We start from the raw sequence: 18,369 nt of genomic DNA on the forward strand, positions 1-18,369 counted from the left end.
CAATATTACGATATAAGGATGAATCACCAAATTTTCTTTTCAAACCGGGAAACGGGTATTTCGTCACATTTCAATTAACGGCATCAGCAAGTAAATTATCTTCAGAAGGAAACGCCCCGTTTATGATTACCAGTTACCTGAAAACATCTATCCGCAACATCCTGCGTAACAAGCTTTTCTCTGCCATCAACATCATTGGCCTCGCTATCAGTATGTCGGTCGGACTGCTGCTCATCGCTCTTGTACTCGACCTGCGTTCGTACGACCGCTTCCACGCCAACAGTGACCGGATCTTCCGCATCTCTAACGTGATGACTTCCGGCAATGGGCAAAGCGGAAAGTTTGCGACGAGTTCTGTAAAGGCGGCAACACTTATCCGGGAGAAGGTGGCAGGTATTGAGCAGGTAGCCATTATCCGTAATAACTTTTCGGGGGATGCAAAGGTGGGAGACCACACATTGCCGGTCAGCGGCCTGTGGGCGGAGCCTTCTTTGTTTAAGATATTCTCGTTCCAGATGATCGAAGGCGATCCTGCTACGGCGCTAAAAGATCCCTACTCGCTGGTGCTTACGCAAACGGCGGCGGTGAAGTTGTTTGGTAGACAAGCCGCCGTGGGCAAGGCGGTCAGCATCGATACGAACGTTTACCAGGTAACGGGCATCATGAAGGATGTTCCTTTCTTTTCTCACCTCCGGTTTGAAGCACTGGTGTCATTGTCGTCGGTTGTACGGGGGGATAACGAAGCGTGGACAAACATGTGGGCGCACTCGGTGTATGTAATGCCGGATAAACATGCTGACATGAACGCGATCCGGTCGCAACTGGGTGAACTGGCAAGGGAAGAGAACCTGGCGGATCGCAACATGAAGATAGAATTGACCATGCAGCCTTTGCGTCACATCGTGGTGGGCGAACGTCTTCGCCAGTCAGAAGGCGGGCCGGGATTTACGGGCCCGCATATGCCGCCGGTGGTACTGTGGATATTAAGCGGGTTAGCGTTTCTCGTGATCCTGTCTGCCTGTTTCAACTATACCAATCTTTCCATCGCGCGGGCAACGCGCCGTATAAAAGAGATCGGGCTTCGTAAGACTATTGGCGCGGGAACCCGCCAGGTGCGGATGCAGTTCCTTGTGGAGGCTGTACTGATATCACTGGCGGCCCTACTCCTCTCCTTTTTACTATTTTTGGTATTACGCCCGATGCTGATCAACATCGCGCCGGAGATGCAGCGTACGGTGAGATTAGAGCTTTCAGTCACCACGGTGATCGCCTTCCTGCTCTTTTCCATTATCATCGGCGTGCTGGCGGGTTTCGCACCTGCATTGTTCTTCTCGAAAGTGAGTCCGATGCATGCATTCGGGAGATTTTCAACAGCGAAAGTGTTCAAACATCTTACGCTCCGGCGTACGCTGATCGTAATCCAATACACGGTGACACTGATCTTTATTACCACTACTGCCATTGGCTATGTGCAGTATAAAAACATCCTGGCGTTTGACCTGGGCTTTAATACGAAGAACATCCTGAACATCAACATGCAGCACCATCAGCCGGATGCGATGATGAAAGAGCTAAGCGAGATCCCTGAAATAACAGCGTTATCGCGCTCGCTGATCACCACAGGCGTAGGTAATGCCTGGGGCGGCCAAATGAAGTACAAAGACTGGCGCGACTCGGCATTGGTGCTAACAAATCACGTGGACGAAAACTACCTGCCACTGCACGATTACAAACTTATCGCCGGCAGCAACTTCATCGGCCGCCCCGCCACAGCATCGGCCGTGCGGGAAGTGATCGTAAACGAGCAAGTGTTGAAACGGTTTAACATTTCTGCCAACGCAATCGGCGAACAGGTAACTTTAAATGGCCGTAAACTCACCATCGTTGGCGTAATGCAGGACTTTCACTACGGCAAGGTCGACAACATCATCGGACCTGTAGCATACACCTCCTGGACGCCCGAAGACCGGGCCATCATCAGCGCAAAAATAGCCAGCACGAACATGCCAGCTACCATGGCAAAGATCCAGTCGGCCTGGAAAAAGACCGATCCCGTACACCCGCTGACGGCTGAATTTTATAACGAGGAAATTGAAGAAGCATACAGTGAGTTTGCTGCAATGATCAGGATCATCGGGTTCCTTTCCTTCCTGGCCATCACTATCGCCTCGATGGGCCTGTTCGGCATGGTCGTGTTTACGACTGAAACGAGGGTGAAGGAAATTGGCATCCGTAAGGTAATGGGCGCAAGTATGGGAAGCCTCGTGTATTTACTGAGCCGTGGATTTTTAGTGCTGTTGTCCGTATCAGCGATGATTGCATTGCCGGTGACTTATGTGTTTTTCCGGATGATGGTGCTGCCTAATTTCCCTTATCATACGCCGGTGCAGGCGACCGAGTTATTGGCAGGTTTGCTTACGGTCGTGCTGATTGCCGTGGTAATGATCGGGTCGCAAACCTGGAAGGCAGCGGGAAGTAATCCGGTAGTGGTGTTGAAGAGGGATTAAAGCCGAGGGACGTATACAGAACACGGGTTTATTTACCACTTTTACTGATTCGTTTTCAAGCTGTGAAGGATTGCCTAATTTAGTATCATGGGAACAGTAAAAAAGATAGAGACCGTTCGTCACTACAACGAATATACGGGCGCGGATACCCTTCATCCGCTGGTGAGCGGCTTTTTTTTATGTCGTTTCTTCTTAACTATAACGTCACATTCCGCTTAAACGCACACCCCAGCTCCATAATAGAATCCGTTTTGGCTATTCCCGGAATACTGTCGATCTGCTCATACAGCACCTTACGCATGTGCTCATGATCGCGGGCGATAATTTTGATGTACAGGGTATAACTTCCGGAAATATAATAGCACTCCGTTATTTCCGGGATGTTTTTGAGCGCTTCGATAATGCGGTTGGAGTCATGGTCCTTTTCGAGCGTGAGGCCCGTAAAGGCTCCCCAGTCATAGCCCAGCCGCTTTTCGTTCAGTACAGGTTTGATGCCGGTGAGAATACCCAGCTCTGTGAGACGATTGACACGCTGGTGCACCATGGTATTTGACACCCCCAACGTAGAGGCTATGGCGGAAAATGCCATACGGCCGTCCTTTTCCAACTCTTTTAATATCTGTTTATCGAAATCGTCTACATGCTCCATTATGTATAAAATAACTTTAAATAAGCTGACTTAGAATCAAATTTACTTTTAATTGTCCATTTTAGGTTAAAATTGTACTTTTGGTATACCTGATACAAAAAACCAACCAAATGGAATCTGTTGCGAATTTATCAAAAACTGCGGCGTTTATCGATAGGGAACATCATTATGGGGCACATAATTATCATCCCCTCCCTGTTGTGCTGGAGCGTGGAGAAGGTGTTTTTCTTTGGGACGTGGAAGGCAAACGTTATTACGATTTCCTGTCTGCTTACTCGGCGGTTAACCAGGGGCATTGCCACCCGCGCATTATAGCGGCGCTGAAAGCGCAGGCGGAAAAACTCACCCTTACGTCGAGAGCCTTTTACAACGATAAACTCGGTGACTTCGAAGAATATGTATGCCGGTTGTTCGGCTATGACAAAGCGCTGGTGATGAACACCGGTGTTGAGGCGGTGGAAACGGCGATGAAGTTATGCCGGAAGTGGGGATACCTGGTCAAAGGCATTCCGCAGGACCAGGCGAAGCTCGTTTTCGCCGATGGTAACTTTCATGGCCGTACAATATCCGTAGTATCCGCCTCCGACGACGAATCCGCCCGCAGTGGCTTCGGCCCCTTCCTGGACGGCATTATGAAGGTGCCATACAACGATGCCGATGCACTGGAGATATTACTCAGCACCGACAAAACCATCGCTGGTGTTATCCTGGAACCCATACAAGGAGAGGCTGGCGTGATTGTTCCGGATGAAGATTACCTGGAACGCGTGAGCCAATTGTGCAACAAATACAACGTACTGTTTATTGCCGATGAAATACAGACTGGCATTGGCAGAACGGGCAGCATGCTAGCCTCTTACGATACCGCTACAAAACTGGGCAAACCTGACGTATTGATTCTTGGCAAAGCCGTTTCGGGCGGCACCGTGCCTGTTTCCGTGGTGCTGGCCGATGATGATATCATGCTATGCATTCGTCCCGGCGAACATGGCTCCACCTACGGCGGCAATCCGCTGGCGTGCGCGGTCGCTAAAGAAGCGATACAGGTGGTGCTGGACGAAGACCTGTCATTGAACGCACACAAAATGGGCAAACTATTCCGGGAAGGCCTCCTCGATATTTCAAAAAGACTGGGCGTGATCCGTACCGTGCGCGGCAAGGGATTGCTGAATGCAATTGTGATAGACAACAGCCTGGAGGCTGACCTGGCCTGGGAGTTGTGCCTGGAGTTCAAACAACGCGGCCTGTTAGCGAAACCGACACATGGCAATAAGATCCGTTTTGCCCCTCCGTTGATCATTGATGCGAAGCAAATCATGGAAAGCTTATCCATCATCGAAAACGCTATCAAATCCCGCTGTTTATGAAAACTGCTGTAAAACTCATCAAAAACAGGTCGGACATTGGCGCAGGCACACGCGGATCGGATATGGGGATCGACGCCATGGAAATTGCCGCCATCAACAAGGGCAGCCACTTCTTTCACCAGTTGCCTTACATCGACATACCAACACGCAACGAATCCATCTACCACGAAGATAGCGACACCAATGGACGCCGCATCGGCGAAGTAAAGGAACAGTGTGAGCTGCTCGCCACGGCAGTCAGCCAAACATTACTGGCTTCCCAATTCCCGATCGTCATGTCGGGCGACCACTCCTCGGCTATCGGAACGATTGGCGGCATTAAGGCTGCTTTCCCCGGTAAAAGCCTGGGCGTGATATGGATAGACGCGCATGCAGATCTTCACTCCCCCTACACTACCCCATCGGGCAACCTGCATGGCATGCCGCTGGCGGCAACGCTGGGTAACGACAATCTCTCTCATAAAATCAATAACGTATCGGAATACACCTCCGCTTGCTGGGAGCAGTTGAAAGCCTTGGGTGGTGCGGGTGCGAAATTCGATCCCTGCCACCTTGTTTATTTCGGTGTACGCGATACAGAAGCGGCGGAAGACCGGCTGATAGAATCTTTAAACATCACCAACTATACCGTGTCCCAGGTTCGCGACCACGGCATCGAAAGCTGTGTACAGGCGGCGCTGCAACAGCTGGCGGGCTGCGATATCATTTATGTTTCTTTTGATGTAGACAGTATGGACTGCGAGCAGATATCAGACGGCACGGGCACGCCGGTGCCGGAAGGGTTTAACCCGGACGAGATCGTGCGCATGACGCGGGAGATATTTGCCTGCGGCAAAGTGGTGTGTTATGAAATCGTGGAAGTGAACCCGTTGCTGGACCATGGGGGGAATAGGATGGCGGAGGTTGCGTTCGATATTTTGGAGCAGGTGGCGGAGCCGGTGATGAATTAAACGACACCCGTGCTTATTTTGCGTATTTCACCACGAACTCCGTTACCTGAAAGCAGCTGCGTGCGGGCCGCCTTTCCCCTGGCACGATCAGCCGGAAAGGTCCTTTACCGACGGGCAACTGCGTGCCATCCACCTCATCTGCCAGAATGGTGACACGTTTGGTGAAGGCACTATCGAGTTCCGCAAGTGAAAACAATACTTCATATCCATCTGCGCACTTTGCCAAAACGTATTTCGTCAGATGTTCGCCTCTTAACTGGTCGCCGGTCGTTACACCTGCCAGACCGAGTATTTCCTGCACAGATACGCCCTTATAGGCATGATTTTTCCCGTCACGATCTTCCAGTATGGCGGTGGTCTTTTTCATGGTGTCGAATTGTGAAGCGGTTAATTCCACCGGCTTCGCCACCTCACCGGAAATCTTAAGAGATGGCTGCTTTGCCACCTGCGCGGCTACCGGCAACGTGCCAACGAACATGAACATCCATGTAATAAACAAGCGGGTCGTACACATCATAGCTAATTCGTAAAAGGATTTGAAAATCGGGTATCTGTAATAAAAGAAGAGTCGGTGAGCATGTGCAGGAAGGCCAGCAAGTCCGCCTTCTCGGCTGCCGTCAGGTTAAGCTGCCTGCCATTCCTGCTATTGGAATTATTTTGCAGGAAGGGGCTTAGCAATGGTGTTTCTTTCACGCCGCCAGTCCACGGGTGATCAACAGCTCGTTCTCGACACCGGCCGTTAACATGCGGTCAGACATGGTGCGTTCCGGCTCGCCTTCGTTATGTTCGCGGTGTACATCCTGTTTATATTGAAGTGTAGCCTTGATATTATCGCGGAATGAAATGATCTTACCATATTCTACGATGCCTCCGAGTGTATAGTCGTCGTAATAACTTTTAAAAGCATAGGGACGATGCTTTTCCTTTCTCAAGGACTATTCAACATAAAAAGCCCCCTGTAAGAATACGGGAGGCTCTTTCCTTCTGCTTTGTATCAACCATGAGTTTACACTCAATAAACATTATATTATTTTCCGTAATACTGCAACATTATCTACCCTTTAGCAATCTTAATCATCGCATCCATTTCGGCCAGGAACGCGTCTGAGCCCACGGCTGCGTTACCCACTTTCTTAAAGCGGATAATGCCTTTTTTATCGACGACAAACTTTGCGGGTATTGCGTTTACTTCAAATCCTCTGGCTGCGGCGTTTTTTCCGGTTTCCGGACTTTTAAGATCCATCAGAACGTTAAATCTGAACTTTTTGTCCGTGATGTAATCTGCAGCTGCCTTTGTTGGGTTGGCCGAGTTTTCCAGTGTATGGATAAAGAGGAAAACAACGTCTTTATCATGCTGATACCGATCTACGGCCGTCTGCATCATCGGGAATGACGCTTTACACGGGCCGCACCAGGTAGCCCAGAAGTCCAATATCACTACCTTGCCCTGGTAATCACTTAGCCGAACTTTTTTGCCGTTAAGGTCCTGCACTTCAAAATTAAAAGCCGTGACATTGAGCATCTGCTTCTCTAATTCCTCCGTTGCGTTTTTGTTAAGGGCGGTCTTCGCATCAGCGATAAATGCGTCGTATCCCTTATCTGAACCGTTCACTTTCACATAAGCGGCCTTGAATTTATCCTTTACTAACTGGCTTGCGCTACCTTTTTTGATACGATCAGCCATTTCGGCATATACATCCTGGTAGCGACCTAATTGGATCTGATAATCAAAATATGTGCTGGCCAGTTCTCTGGTAGAAACGGATGTCACATGGGATTGTTTAACGTAAATTCTTTTTGCATATGGCTCTCCCTCCTCGTACTTTCCATTCAGGTAGAGCAATTCGCTCATTATCCTGCAAAATTCGTCATACCCTTTATGGGTGGTATCGCCTTTTAGATCAGCAAATGTTTTGCGGATAAGCGTTTCGCCCAGTTTAGTATCGTTGACCGGCATTGATTCGCGCGCTGCATAAGAATATGCATACAGCTTGTAAGCGCTATTTTCGATCTTGTTCAGATATTCCCATACTTTATCCGGTTGATTCTTACCGAGAAACGATTTTGCGATGAAGTACCGTGAGCCATCCAGGTTGAACGCTTTATTGTTACCGAAACGTCTGACCATCTCCTGATAGTACTTCTCGTTCTGTTTGGGATCTACTTCCTCATATATCCGGCCTCCCAATTCCCTGAACGCTGCATTTCCGTCAGGGAAACGCTTTCTTATCTGCTGGGATACTTCGCTGTTTTTGTTTTTGTCACCTGTAGCTTCGTAATAACTTTCCAACAGTTGCAAGTCAGATTCCTGGCTGCTTTTATACAACAGTTGAAGGCTATCCCGAAGCACGACGGAATCTTTCACAGCCATCAATGCGGTTAATCTTGGGTTACGCGGGCCGCGCTGGGCGAGTAGAGTACCCGCTGCCACGAGCAGGCAGGCGGTAAGCACTATGAACTTTTTCATTGTTTTATTGGTTGTTTTTTTTAATGACGTTACTTCATTTGTTCGATACGATCCAGATACATAGCAGTTTTACTGTCTTTCTCGCTGCATTCCAAAGACTTCAGCAGCAAGGCGCGGGCTAACTTGTAGTCGGGAACGCCGGTTACTTTAACTTTCACCTCGTGGATGACGCGGGCGTCACAGCCTTCAAAGATTGTAAAGGCTACACTTTTAAGCACGAGCGGGGCATTACCATGTTTCTTTATCAGCCGCTCGCCATAAGCTCTTGCAGCAACAGAATCTATGGCGGTAAGCAGTGCATATCTCTTGCCTGCTGCGATAGCCACATTGAACGGCAGGCCCTCCAGCACCTCGTCATTGAGCGCGATGGCATCACGCGTCCTGTTTTCTTTGAGGGCTACCTTCAACGCCGAATCTTTCAACTTGCCATGAATTCTTTTTGCATTCCAATCTTCATTCACCTTTTGGGCTGCACTGGCAGTTAGTTTATCCTGTCTTGCCAGTTCAACGGCCTCCTGTAAACCCATAAGCGGGTGACCAATCCAGGCGACATTGCCCATTCTATCGATCACATAAGCAACGGGAATACCGGATTGTCCGAAGGCACTTATCCAGTATTTGCTCATTTCACCTTTAGGGTCTGAAAAAGCTACATTGTAAGCCATCATGCCATTTGACCTGTCCGCGAAAGCCTGTGCTTTTGCAGAATCGGCTAATGTCTTTTCCATTGATGTGATGCCAATAAAGGTGACGTCCTTATACCTTTTTGCCATATCTGACATATGCGGCATACCGAGGATGCAGGGCGTACACCAGGTGGCCCAGAATTCAACTACATATACTTTGTTCTTCTCCAACTTTGTTATTGGAGTTCCCTTCAGCCATTTGGTGATGAACAAGGAAGGGGCAACATCGCCGATCTTATTGCGGATGACAGGCGCATCAGTCTGCGCTACCGCGGCAGCATGCCAAACCCCAAGACAGCATATCATACCCAATATTTTTGAAAGAGGTCGGCATTTCGCATTTTTCATATAATGAGTATTTTAAAAAGCTGGTGACAGCAGGTTGTAAATAGCCCCGGCACGAAAACCAGGGCCTTATCGTTTAATATTCAAAACTTATCAATCGTTACGGCCCATGTCGATCATAGCCGATAAGCTACTCCGGCGGCACTGTCGTAATTGTGGCAGCCGTTAAGCATTTTTATATCCCATACTGCCTACCTTACCACCTACATTCCAGGTTTTGAGCGGCTGGGGCGTTACCGCACCACTTACTTCATTGATGGCGAACAGGTGTACTTTGCCTGTTTTGGTCGCCTCATTCCAGGTCGCTACAAAGAGCAATTTGCTGTCGTATACCGTCTGCGCAGAATTACCCAGATGCGATTTGAACATCGTGCATGCGGTGATAACTTCTCCCGCCGGGGCAGTAAACCCAGCTACCGGTGTAGCGTAAGTATTGGTGATGTAATCGTATGTGAAAGAATACACTTTCGAAGCTGTAGTATAAAAAATCGCAGGCCCTTTATTGCTGATCGCATAGAACTTTGCATCCAGGATGTCCGGAACGTTGCTGATGTCTAAAGCTGCAACATCAGGTGTAGCGGGGGCTTGTGAATTGAACACGTATAGATAACGGCCGTTGCCTGAAACATCTTTAAAGAACGCATACTTATAAGGGTCGTTATTGAGCCCCTGCATAAATCCCCGCTCCAGATGCAGCAGCTTCTTACCCATATTGTTCAGATTAAACCTTGCTCCTGCGTTGGCATTGGTAAATGCTGAGGAAGTACCAGACCACTGGTTGGCGAAAAGGAAACGCATGCCTTGCTGATCGTAGAACAAACCATTGCGGGCATACATAAACACCATGAATGGGGCTGCCTCGTAGTTATCCGTATTATCCGGCGTCAGCAGTTTGCCCAGCATCACACCACCGCTTCCCCAGTATGCATGTTTACCATTGATATACATCCCCTGGCTGTAGGTACCGGTATGGAAAGACGTGAATTGGTACGGAGGGTCCGTTTCACCCACGAATAACTGAGGATAAGTCATCACCTTTCTGAAGTCAGTGTTCTGTAAACCACCTGCATCTTTAGTCGTAAACAGGTAGGATGCACTGGTACTTAGATAAGTGATATTCAATGGCGTGCCAGGCATCGGGCCTTCGTTAGAGCGTGAATAGGCCTGATTTATCATGGTATCTTTTACAAGATTGGCAATAAAGTCGGTAGCGCGGATAAGATCGACATCTGTATTGCCATCTTTTTCATATGCCACCATCCAGCCGGAAGGAATTGCCGCCAATACCTGTACAGAATACTGCATGAACGCACGCAGTCCCGTTGTTTTTTCTGTGACGATCAGTTCCAGCGGATAAGTACCGGATTTGAGCGATACCGGTGCATCCAGGTTGCGGGCGTTGGAAAGCGTATCATATGTAGAAGTGGTCGCATACAAACGCCACAGGTAAGTAAGATTAGCCGTATCGCCGCTGTATACAACTTTCGGTTCCACTTTCAGGTTGGCCAGGCTCTGACGTGCTTCAAAGCTGGTTTGGAGGCCTGCAGTATCTACATAAAAAGTGTTCAGTTCCTTGATATCATTGTTACCCTTGTCTTTCAGGCAAGCCGCGAACGGCAGTGCACAAAGTAAAAGGAAAGCATATTGTCTGAGTTTCATACTTCGTTTCTTGTTTTAAGTAAACAATCAGTTACACTGGCTGCAGATGCTGATCACTACATCCGTTTCATTTTTCAACGGCGTGCCGCTGGCTGCATTCAGCTTCTGGAGATACTCTGCGGCTACGCCGGCGATGTAATACTTCACGGTGAAGTCCAGCGTGCTGTATTCGGCATAACCGCTTGCATCGATCAGTAACTGGTGTTTTACACGGCTCCACTTGCCTGCCGTGTATATCATCCCGGTACCGGCATTGTCCCAGTACGAAGGTTTGGTAAGGCGGTCAGACCAGGTAACTGTAAACTGCGGGCCCATATTGGCCACGCCGCCCAGGTAAGGCCCGGGTTTAAAGTTTTCGTTCTCTACTACCACGAGCGAGAGCGTAGTGCTGGTATCCTTCAGGCGGGACGCCCTGTTCAGCACCAGTGGTAACGTTTGTTTGAACTGCCCGGCAGGCATTACAAAGGTTTTCGGCAACTGGTACTCGCCGGCAAGTGCGTTAGTCCTGTTCGTGTCTATCGCAATGCTGAAGCTGCGGTCTACGTCCGATACGTTGCCAATCGTTTGCACCATCAGGCTGAGGGTATCTTTAGTAACGGCGGACGGACTGATGGCAAAAGAATAACTGAGCGCTGAACCGCTGGCGCCTTCGGCCTCCAGGCCACCGATCACCAGTCCGGGCTCGCCTTTGTAGGCAGGATCCTGTTCGTTCTTTTCGCAGGCAGCCAGGAAGTTAAAGGCGGCCAACAAGATGTATATCAAATGATTTCTCTTCATGTTGTTCGGTTTAATGATTAACGGCCATATTCCAGTTCACGCAGGGGCAGCAATGGCAGGTAGCGTGCAGCACTGAATGTGCCGGTAGCACCCGGAATAGTCGTGGCGTTCCTGCGTTTGTAATAGAAGTACACCTGACCTTCAAGCGGAAACTCTTTCCTGTACTCTTTACGAATTTCATTATGGATCTGGTCGGCTGTCAGCGTGGCAGACAGTTCTGTGGCCAAACCTCGGTTCTTACGTACGGTATTGAGGTAGCCTATTGCTTTACCCGGATTTGTAGCAATAAGCGCTTCCGCAGCGATATAATACATTTCAGGAATGCGGATCAGGGGCATCCGTTTTGCCAGCGCCACCGTATAACCTGAAGGTTGGTACAACTTGCCGAAGAACAGCTTAGGCCCGGTACCGGTAGCCACGTTCCGGATAAGGTAGATATTCCGCCAGTCCACATTACCACCGCTGGATGTTTCGAATTGTTCGGCCACACGGTTGGCATCGATCGTTAACTGATTGGTAAACTTCGATGTATCCAGCAGGCTTTCCGTATTGCGGTTCATATCATTGGTGAACAAACCGAAAATATGTTCGGTTGTAAACACACGGTCCTTTTGCAGGTCGTTACCGATGGAGATGGCAGAAGAAGTGACCCAGGGAAATTTGCCCTGTGCTGCTATTACTTCTTCTGCGGCCTTGAGCGCGTTGGTATTATCATCCGCCCAAAGGTATACCCTGGCCTGCAGGGCTTTTACGGCATAGTAATTAAACCGCAAGCGCCTGTCGGCCGTCATCGCTCCTGTGTAGGCAATATCTGCTTTCAATGCTTCCTCTGCCACGCCGAGGTCTGCCAGTACATTCGCGATAGTGCTGGCCACACTTTCACGTGGGGGAATCTGGGTGTTGAACAGCTTTTTGTAAACAATAGCCGTATCCTTCCCCTGCCCTACCGCATAACTTTTACCGAACCAGCGTAGAAGGTCGAAATGTAAAAATGCTCTCAGGCCGTAAGCTTCCCCTTTTATCACGCGGTAGTTATTGCCGGAAAAGATAGCACTGTCTGCCATGTCTATCGCCGTGATCAACTTGTTCAGGTTAGCAATGGCTGTGTACGATCGGCCCCAGATGCTGTCGGTGAGGGTACGCATGTAACCATCATAAATACCTTTTTGTGCATCCTGGTAAGCCACATTAGTGGTGATACCCAATACGTATTGCCCGCCCAGCGCGTCAGCGAGTCCAAAAGTCATTTCGCGGCCGTATAAACTACGATCGTTCATTTGCAGGTATACGCCGTTAAGCCCTTCCTGGAAGCCCAGCTGGTTCTTAAAAAATTCGCCGGCTTCCACCTGTGTTTTAGGTTTCACATCGATCCATTTAGAACAGGAAGCCGCGAACAGGAGCAGTACGCCTAACCATATGTAATTGCTGAATGTTTTCATATCTTAAAGTGATGCGGATAAAGTAAAGTTGTATGAACGTGCGAAGGGATAAGAAATACCGCGTTCTACTCTTACAGTAGAGGAAGTAAATACTTCCGCAGTATTAAAACCTACCCTCAGCCTGCTGAAACCAGCCGCCTTCACGGCACGCAGCCTGTCCAGGTCATAAGTAAGGTTCACTACACCCAACGTGAGTTTATTGTCATCTTCCACAAAACGGGTGCTTACCTGTGTATACACTGTATTGGCAATGTTTTTAAAGAAGCTGACATCACCCGGATTACGCCATCGGTCTGTAGATACGCGTTTGTCCACATTTCTGCGGATGTCTGCGTTCTCCACCTTATCTACCAGTGTCTGATTGTAGATCTGTCCACCTGTCTGGAAACGGAAGCTCGTGGTAAAGTTGAAACCAGCCCAAGCTGCGTTAAACCCAAAGTTGCCATTCAGCTTTGGCAGTGCATCGCCGGCTGCGATCTGGTCGGCCGCATTCCAGTCAAATACCGGTTTGCCATCGCGGGAGAGGTACAACTCGCGCCCCGTTGCAGGATCAATACCCAATGACTGCACCGCCCATATAGTGTTTACAGACTGCCCCTCTACAAAACGAACGCGGGGAATGGTCGCATCTTTCAGATTAGTGTTATAGCCCTTACTATCCTGCTCGTCATTAAACGAACGCAGTGAGTTGGAAAGTTGTTTGAGGATGTTTTTGTTATGCGATACGTTAAAGAACACGTTGAATGCGTTGCGCGTTTGCGTATTGTAGTACAACCGGTAGTCGAAACGGACATCGAAACCTTTGTTCTGCAGTTTACCCAGGTTGGCTTTGTAGGTATAAAAACCGCTGGACAAGGGCATGGTAATATCCGTAATAAACCCGTCGGTATTACTTACATAGTAATCTAACCGCATGTTCAAACTTTTAAACAGGCCCAGGTCTATTCCGATGTTATTATCCTGCCGGCGCTGCCAGCCCAGATCGGGATTATCGAGCCCCATTAAATAAGCGCCATTGGCACCGTTATAAGATTTATCGAGGTAATACACATAGGTAGCCATGCTGATGTAAGAACTGAATGACTGCGTACCGGTGTAACCTGTAGAGCCTCTCAGACGGAACTGGTTGATAGCGCCCAGCGATTTGATGAACGCTTCGTGATGCAGGTTCCAACCCACCCCCACAGACCAAAGGTTACCCCAGGGATTGTTGGTGCCCAGTTGAGACGACCGGGTGGCACGGTAGCTGAAGTCGGCGAGGTAACGCTCGTCGTACGAGTAGTTACCCGACACGATAGCACTCAGATCGCGCACGGTGTTTTCAAAACCTGTAGGACGCGAGTCTTTCATGTACTGCAGCGCCATGGTCACCTCATCGAGCCGATCGTTTGGAAAACCTTCCACGATATAAGTAGCCGCATCGTTCTGGCGATTATTCAACTCACCGCCACCGTTTAGGTTCAGCAGATGTTTACCCAGCGATTTGGTATAGGCCAGCAGCACGTTAGCCGTGTAGTAAAACTGCTTACCATTACTGCGGGAATAGCTGCCCTTGCGGAAAGCTTCATCTCCTGCATAAACCGACGAGGTAAAATCAGTATGATCTGCGGGCTTAAACACATCTGCCTGTGTAAGCTGTTTCGTGAGGTTAAAACGGCCGGTGGCACGCAACCCCGGTACGATCGTCCAGTCTACACTAAAGTTATTCGTGATGTCCGTATACGCATTATCGTCGCGCATTTTCAGTGTAGCATTATAAGCAGGATTATATACCGCTGTTACCGTTGTGGCGCCGGCCCCGCCGCCGCCCTGCAGCACACGAAAATTGCTGATCTCTTTCAGGATACGGCCGTTATCGTCGTAAAAAGGCAGGTAAGGGTTCATATAAGCGTACTGGCTGAATGCGCCCCAATTTGAATTATATCCCTTGTTATCGGTGATGGTAAGAATGTTATTGAAGGAGAAAGTCCTGACGCGGTACGACAGATCGATGGCGCCGGAGAGCGTATTCCTGTCCGACCCTTTCATCACCCCCTTCACGTTATTGTACATAAGGTCGATGCCATAGCGGAAGCCAAGGTCGCCACCTTCGAGCCGCAGTGAGTGGCGCTGACCGACGCTGTTACGGAGCGGTTTAGACAACCAGTCGGTATTGATACCACTTTCCACCATCGCCAGTTTAGCGTTATAATCCTGCATCATCAGGTAATTAGACTGAGGTGTGGTACCGGTGTACACACCGCCTGCCAGTTCTACTTCCAGCTTTTCGCGGGCATTGGTAAGGTTGTAGCTGGTGAGGTCGGGTGTTTGTATATTAACGTTGCTGTTATAGGTAAGACGCACTTTCCCTGGTTTAGGCCTTTCCGTTTCTATCACCACCACACCGTTAGCCGCGCGTGATCCATAGATCGCTTTAGAAGCGGCATCTTTAAGCATGGTGATGCTTTTTACACGGTTGATGTCCAGGTCTACCACCTTCTGCAGGGTAGTTTCGAAACCATCCAGAATAAACAGCGGCAGGTTGGGATTGCTCTGGTATTCGCCTTTAATGTCCGGCAGGCCGCTTTGTCCGCGAATCTGGATGTCGGGCAGTGCGTTAGGGTTAGAACCCAGGTCATTGTTATCGATCACCAGCATGGAAGGCTCGAGGTTACGCAGGCTTTGCAGTACGTTTACCGAGCCCACCTTCATCAGGTCGTCTTTACTGAATGTTGTGGTGGCGCCGGTGTAAGTATCGGCTTTACGGGTAAACATCCCCGTTACCACGACATCTTTAATGGCCGTTTCCGATACTGCCATGCGGATGCTCAGCGGACGAGTGTCTGCCACCCTGATTTCGCGTGGCTGGTAACCGAGGAACGTAATCACCAGCACTTCGCCAACGTTTACATCCAGGCTGAATTTACCATCGATGCCTACAGTAGCGCCACGGGAGGTGCCTTTCACCTTTACAGATGCGCCAACAAGCGGACCTTCGGGGCCTGTTACATCTCCCTTCAGCACAAATGGCGGAGGGGGTGACGCAGCAGCAGGAGCGGCAGGCAGCTGCTCTTTTTTGTTGATAAAAATGGTTTTGTTCCTGATCTCATACTCCAGCGGCTGATCGGCCAGCACACTGCTAAGGAAGGCCGGCAGCGGCATAGTGGCGGCCGAGGTGGTTACCGGTTTGGAGAGTTTTAACAAGTCGGCATCATAAAAGAACACGTAACCGGTTTGCTGTTCCACGGCTGAAAATACGCTCTTTAAGGGTACGTTTTTACCGGTAAAGCGGACGTTCTGGGCATGACTGCTGGCCGATACCTGTAGTATAGCAGTTGTAAGCAGTAGTGTCAGTAGTTTCATGGTCCTGATGATTTTGGTTGATAGGCAGGGCTGTCCCCTTCGCATTTGGCACAAAGCGGTGAAATACATAATTTTGATTGATAGTGAATAAATCCGTTTTCCGACGATTTTTCTCTTATGCGGTGATGTTAGCGCATCACCGTTTTTCTTTGTTACGTGTGTTATTTTACAAGCTTTCTGTTACTGGTTGATTTTTAGTGATAAATTCTAGTTATTTAAATAGTTGGTTTTTAAGGCAGCACAATTACTTTTCCACCTTCGATTTTATAATGCACGCTATTTTTCCCGAGATTAGATAATACGTCTTGCAGTGACAGGTCGCGGCCTATTTTGCCTTCAAAGCTCCTTGGCCGTACCAGGCCTTCATACGCGACATCCACATCGTACCAGCGGGAGAGTTCCCGCATTACTTCCTGCAGACTGGCACCGGAGAAATGGAACAGCCCATTTTTCCAGGCCAGCACTTCGCTTACATCAGCTGTTCCGAAAGTTACTTTACCATTTTCCAGCAAAGCCTGCTGCCCGGGCTTCAACACCTGCGAGGTGGTACCGGATATGTAGCGGATGCTGCCCTGCACCAGGGTAGTTCTTTGTATGGGCTCATCTGCATAAGCATTAATGTTAAAACTGGTGCCCAGCACTTCCAGCCGGGGGCCGTTCGTTACCTGCACGCGAAAAGGCTGCCGTACGTTTTCAGCAACCTCCATATAAACTTCACCGCTCACTTGCACCAGCCGCTCGTTACCTTCAAAGGCGGTGGGGAAAGTAATGGAGCTGGCGGCATTCAGCCAAACCTTTGTACCATCTGGCAACTGCAGCCTGAACTGCCCGCCGCGCGGCGTAAACAACGTATGCTGCTGTGCGGCGCCGGAAGCGTCGTAGTGCAGGCTACCGCCCGATTGTTGTGCCGTTACCGGGCCGCTAACGATCTGCCTTTGCGCGGCACTATCCAGCACCACCTTCGAGCCGTCGCCCAACGTGAGCACTGCTTTGGCCCCGCCCGACATCACCGGTGCATTATCGGCTATAGGGGCCAGCACCTTTGGGGGAGCCGGCGGTAGTTGTAGTGCCCAGAAAATTCCTGACGAAGTGGCCACCAGTGCAGCTACTGCTGCGGCCAGCAGGTATGTGCGACGGCGGCGTACCGGTTTTTTACCGGAGGAAAGGATGGCATTTAGAATAGAACCGGCAGCCTGTTCATTCATTTCCACCACAGAAGTATCGGCGAACGAAACAATGTATTCGTCCACCAGGTCACCCAGCTGCGAGGTGTCCTGTGCAGTTTCCAGCCACTCGTAAAAAGCGGCCTTTTCAGCTTCCGTAATATCCTTTTGCGCGTACTTGCGAAATAACTGTTCTCCGCTGGCTCGGTCCATCAGCAAAAATTAAATGGGAAAAAACTCCCGTTAATAGAGACAATCTCAAAAAGCCGTTGGGGGTGTGCGGGATGAAAAAAAATCTAATCAAGCAGAATGCTGATCAGCAGGAAACCCAACAAGTCGAGGTTTGCTTTGCAGTAGGCGCGTATGCTGCGCATAGCGTCGGCGAGGGAGGATTTAACGGTTTCAGGCGATATATTCAGCAAGGCGGCCACTTCTTCACGTTTAAGGCCATCTTCACGCACCAGGCGGTAAACCTGTTGCTGCCTGGCAGGAAGCCGCGTAATAGCCTCCCGCATCACCGTTTCATATTCCTTGCTTAGCAGTGCCTCGTAATTTGTGGTGTCGTAATCAACGGGCAAGGCTAGTTCCCGGGCAATGCGCTCTTCGGTTGCCTTCTTCTTCAGCGCATTAATAACAACGTTTCGTGCCGTGGTAAAGAGATACGCACGAAAATGCGCCACTTCGCCCAGCTGCTTTCTTTTCAACCAAATATTGAGAAAAACGTCCTGTACGATTTCTTCCGCCAGAAAAGCGGAGTCGGTTAGTTCCAGGCCAATGGAGTAGATTTTGTTGCGGTAACGGTGAAAAAGGCTGGTGAAGGCATGTTCATCATCCCTCTCCAGCAGGTGCAGCAAGGCTATATCACTCATTTCCTCCATTCCCTGATATTCAATCCTAATTAACCTTAAAAATATAAAAAAAGGAGAATACTCCTTAAGGCTAAAATATAGCCAGTATATGGTATTATCCTGCCAGATGATCAAAGCCGGATTTTTTGCTGATTATCTGTGCGGATAAA

At 49.4% G+C, this 18,369-nt stretch carries 14 protein-coding genes; 3 read left to right on the forward strand and 11 right to left on the reverse strand.

Annotated features, from left to right (window positions below; genetic code table 11):
- The first annotated feature begins 122 nt into the window (after positions 1–122).
- On the forward strand, positions 123–2,507 hold the full coding sequence (locus MKQ68_RS11810) for an ABC transporter permease (RefSeq protein ID WP_264283469.1): 2,385 nt from the start codon (positions 123–125) through the stop codon (positions 2,505–2,507).
- 196 nt (positions 2,508–2,703) lie between these two features.
- Here MKQ68_RS11810 and MKQ68_RS11815 read toward each other — a convergent pair whose 3' ends face one another.
- On the reverse strand, positions 2,704–3,156 hold the full coding sequence (locus tag MKQ68_RS11815) for an Lrp/AsnC family transcriptional regulator (RefSeq protein WP_244844561.1): 453 nt from the start codon (positions 3,154–3,156) through the stop codon (positions 2,704–2,706).
- 110 nt (positions 3,157–3,266) lie between these two features.
- Between MKQ68_RS11815 and rocD the strand changes: the two genes are divergently transcribed.
- Positions 3,267–4,523: an ornithine--oxo-acid transaminase gene (gene rocD / locus MKQ68_RS11820; RefSeq protein WP_264283470.1), complete on the forward strand. Its 1,257-nt coding sequence runs from the start codon at positions 3,267–3,269 to the stop codon at positions 4,521–4,523.
- On the forward strand, positions 4,520–5,473 hold the full coding sequence (locus tag MKQ68_RS11825) for an arginase (protein ID WP_264283471.1): 954 nt from the start codon (positions 4,520–4,522) through the stop codon (positions 5,471–5,473). Before rocD ends, MKQ68_RS11825 begins: the two co-directional genes overlap by 4 nt.
- Positions 5,474–5,486: 13 nt before the next feature.
- Here MKQ68_RS11825 and MKQ68_RS11830 read toward each other — a convergent pair whose 3' ends face one another.
- The 10 genes from MKQ68_RS11830 to MKQ68_RS11875 all read right to left on the reverse strand — a co-directional run bounded on the left by MKQ68_RS11830 (position 5,487) and on the right by MKQ68_RS11875 (position 18,229).
- On the reverse strand, positions 5,487–5,990 hold the full coding sequence (locus MKQ68_RS11830; RefSeq protein WP_264283472.1) for a molybdopterin-dependent oxidoreductase: 504 nt from the start codon (positions 5,988–5,990) through the stop codon (positions 5,487–5,489).
- Positions 5,991–6,162: 172 nt separating this feature from the next.
- Complete coding sequence (locus MKQ68_RS11835; RefSeq protein WP_264283473.1) at positions 6,163–6,405, reverse strand: hypothetical protein; 243 nt, start codon at positions 6,403–6,405, stop codon at positions 6,163–6,165.
- 122 nt (positions 6,406–6,527) lie between these two features.
- Complete coding sequence (locus MKQ68_RS11840) at positions 6,528–7,940, reverse strand: TlpA family protein disulfide reductase (RefSeq protein ID WP_264283474.1); 1,413 nt, start codon at positions 7,938–7,940, stop codon at positions 6,528–6,530.
- 29 nt (positions 7,941–7,969) lie between these two features.
- Positions 7,970–8,974 (reverse strand): TlpA family protein disulfide reductase, encoded by a 1,005-nt coding sequence (locus tag MKQ68_RS11845; protein ID WP_264283475.1) that lies wholly within the window; start codon positions 8,972–8,974, stop codon positions 7,970–7,972.
- A gap of 162 nt (positions 8,975–9,136) precedes the next feature.
- Positions 9,137–10,630 (reverse strand): PKD-like family lipoprotein, encoded by a 1,494-nt coding sequence (locus tag MKQ68_RS11850; protein ID WP_264283476.1) that lies wholly within the window; start codon positions 10,628–10,630, stop codon positions 9,137–9,139.
- A 27-nt stretch (positions 10,631–10,657) separates the two neighbouring features.
- Entirely contained in the window at positions 10,658–11,407 is a 750-nt protein-coding gene (locus tag MKQ68_RS11855) for a DUF4843 domain-containing protein (protein WP_264283477.1), read from the reverse strand.
- Between the two features lie 17 nt (positions 11,408–11,424).
- The gene (locus MKQ68_RS11860; protein WP_264283478.1) at positions 11,425–12,846 is read right to left on the reverse strand and encodes a RagB/SusD family nutrient uptake outer membrane protein; all 1,422 of its coding nucleotides are present in this window, start codon (positions 12,844–12,846) and stop codon (positions 11,425–11,427) included.
- 3 nt (positions 12,847–12,849) lie between these two features.
- A complete protein-coding gene (locus tag MKQ68_RS11865) occupies positions 12,850–16,188 on the reverse strand; it encodes a SusC/RagA family TonB-linked outer membrane protein (protein ID WP_264283479.1) in 3,339 nt (1,112 codons plus the stop codon).
- Positions 16,189–16,418: 230 nt separating this feature from the next.
- Complete coding sequence (locus MKQ68_RS11870; protein ID WP_244844527.1) at positions 16,419–17,564, reverse strand: FecR family protein; 1,146 nt, start codon at positions 17,562–17,564, stop codon at positions 16,419–16,421.
- Positions 17,565–17,647: 83 nt separating this feature from the next.
- The gene (locus MKQ68_RS11875; protein WP_264283480.1) at positions 17,648–18,229 is read right to left on the reverse strand and encodes an RNA polymerase sigma factor; all 582 of its coding nucleotides are present in this window, start codon (positions 18,227–18,229) and stop codon (positions 17,648–17,650) included.
- Positions 18,230–18,369: the final 140 nt, after the last annotated feature.

The organism is Chitinophaga horti (assembly GCF_022867795.2).
GTDB lineage: Bacteria > Bacteroidota > Bacteroidia > Chitinophagales > Chitinophagaceae > Chitinophaga > Chitinophaga horti.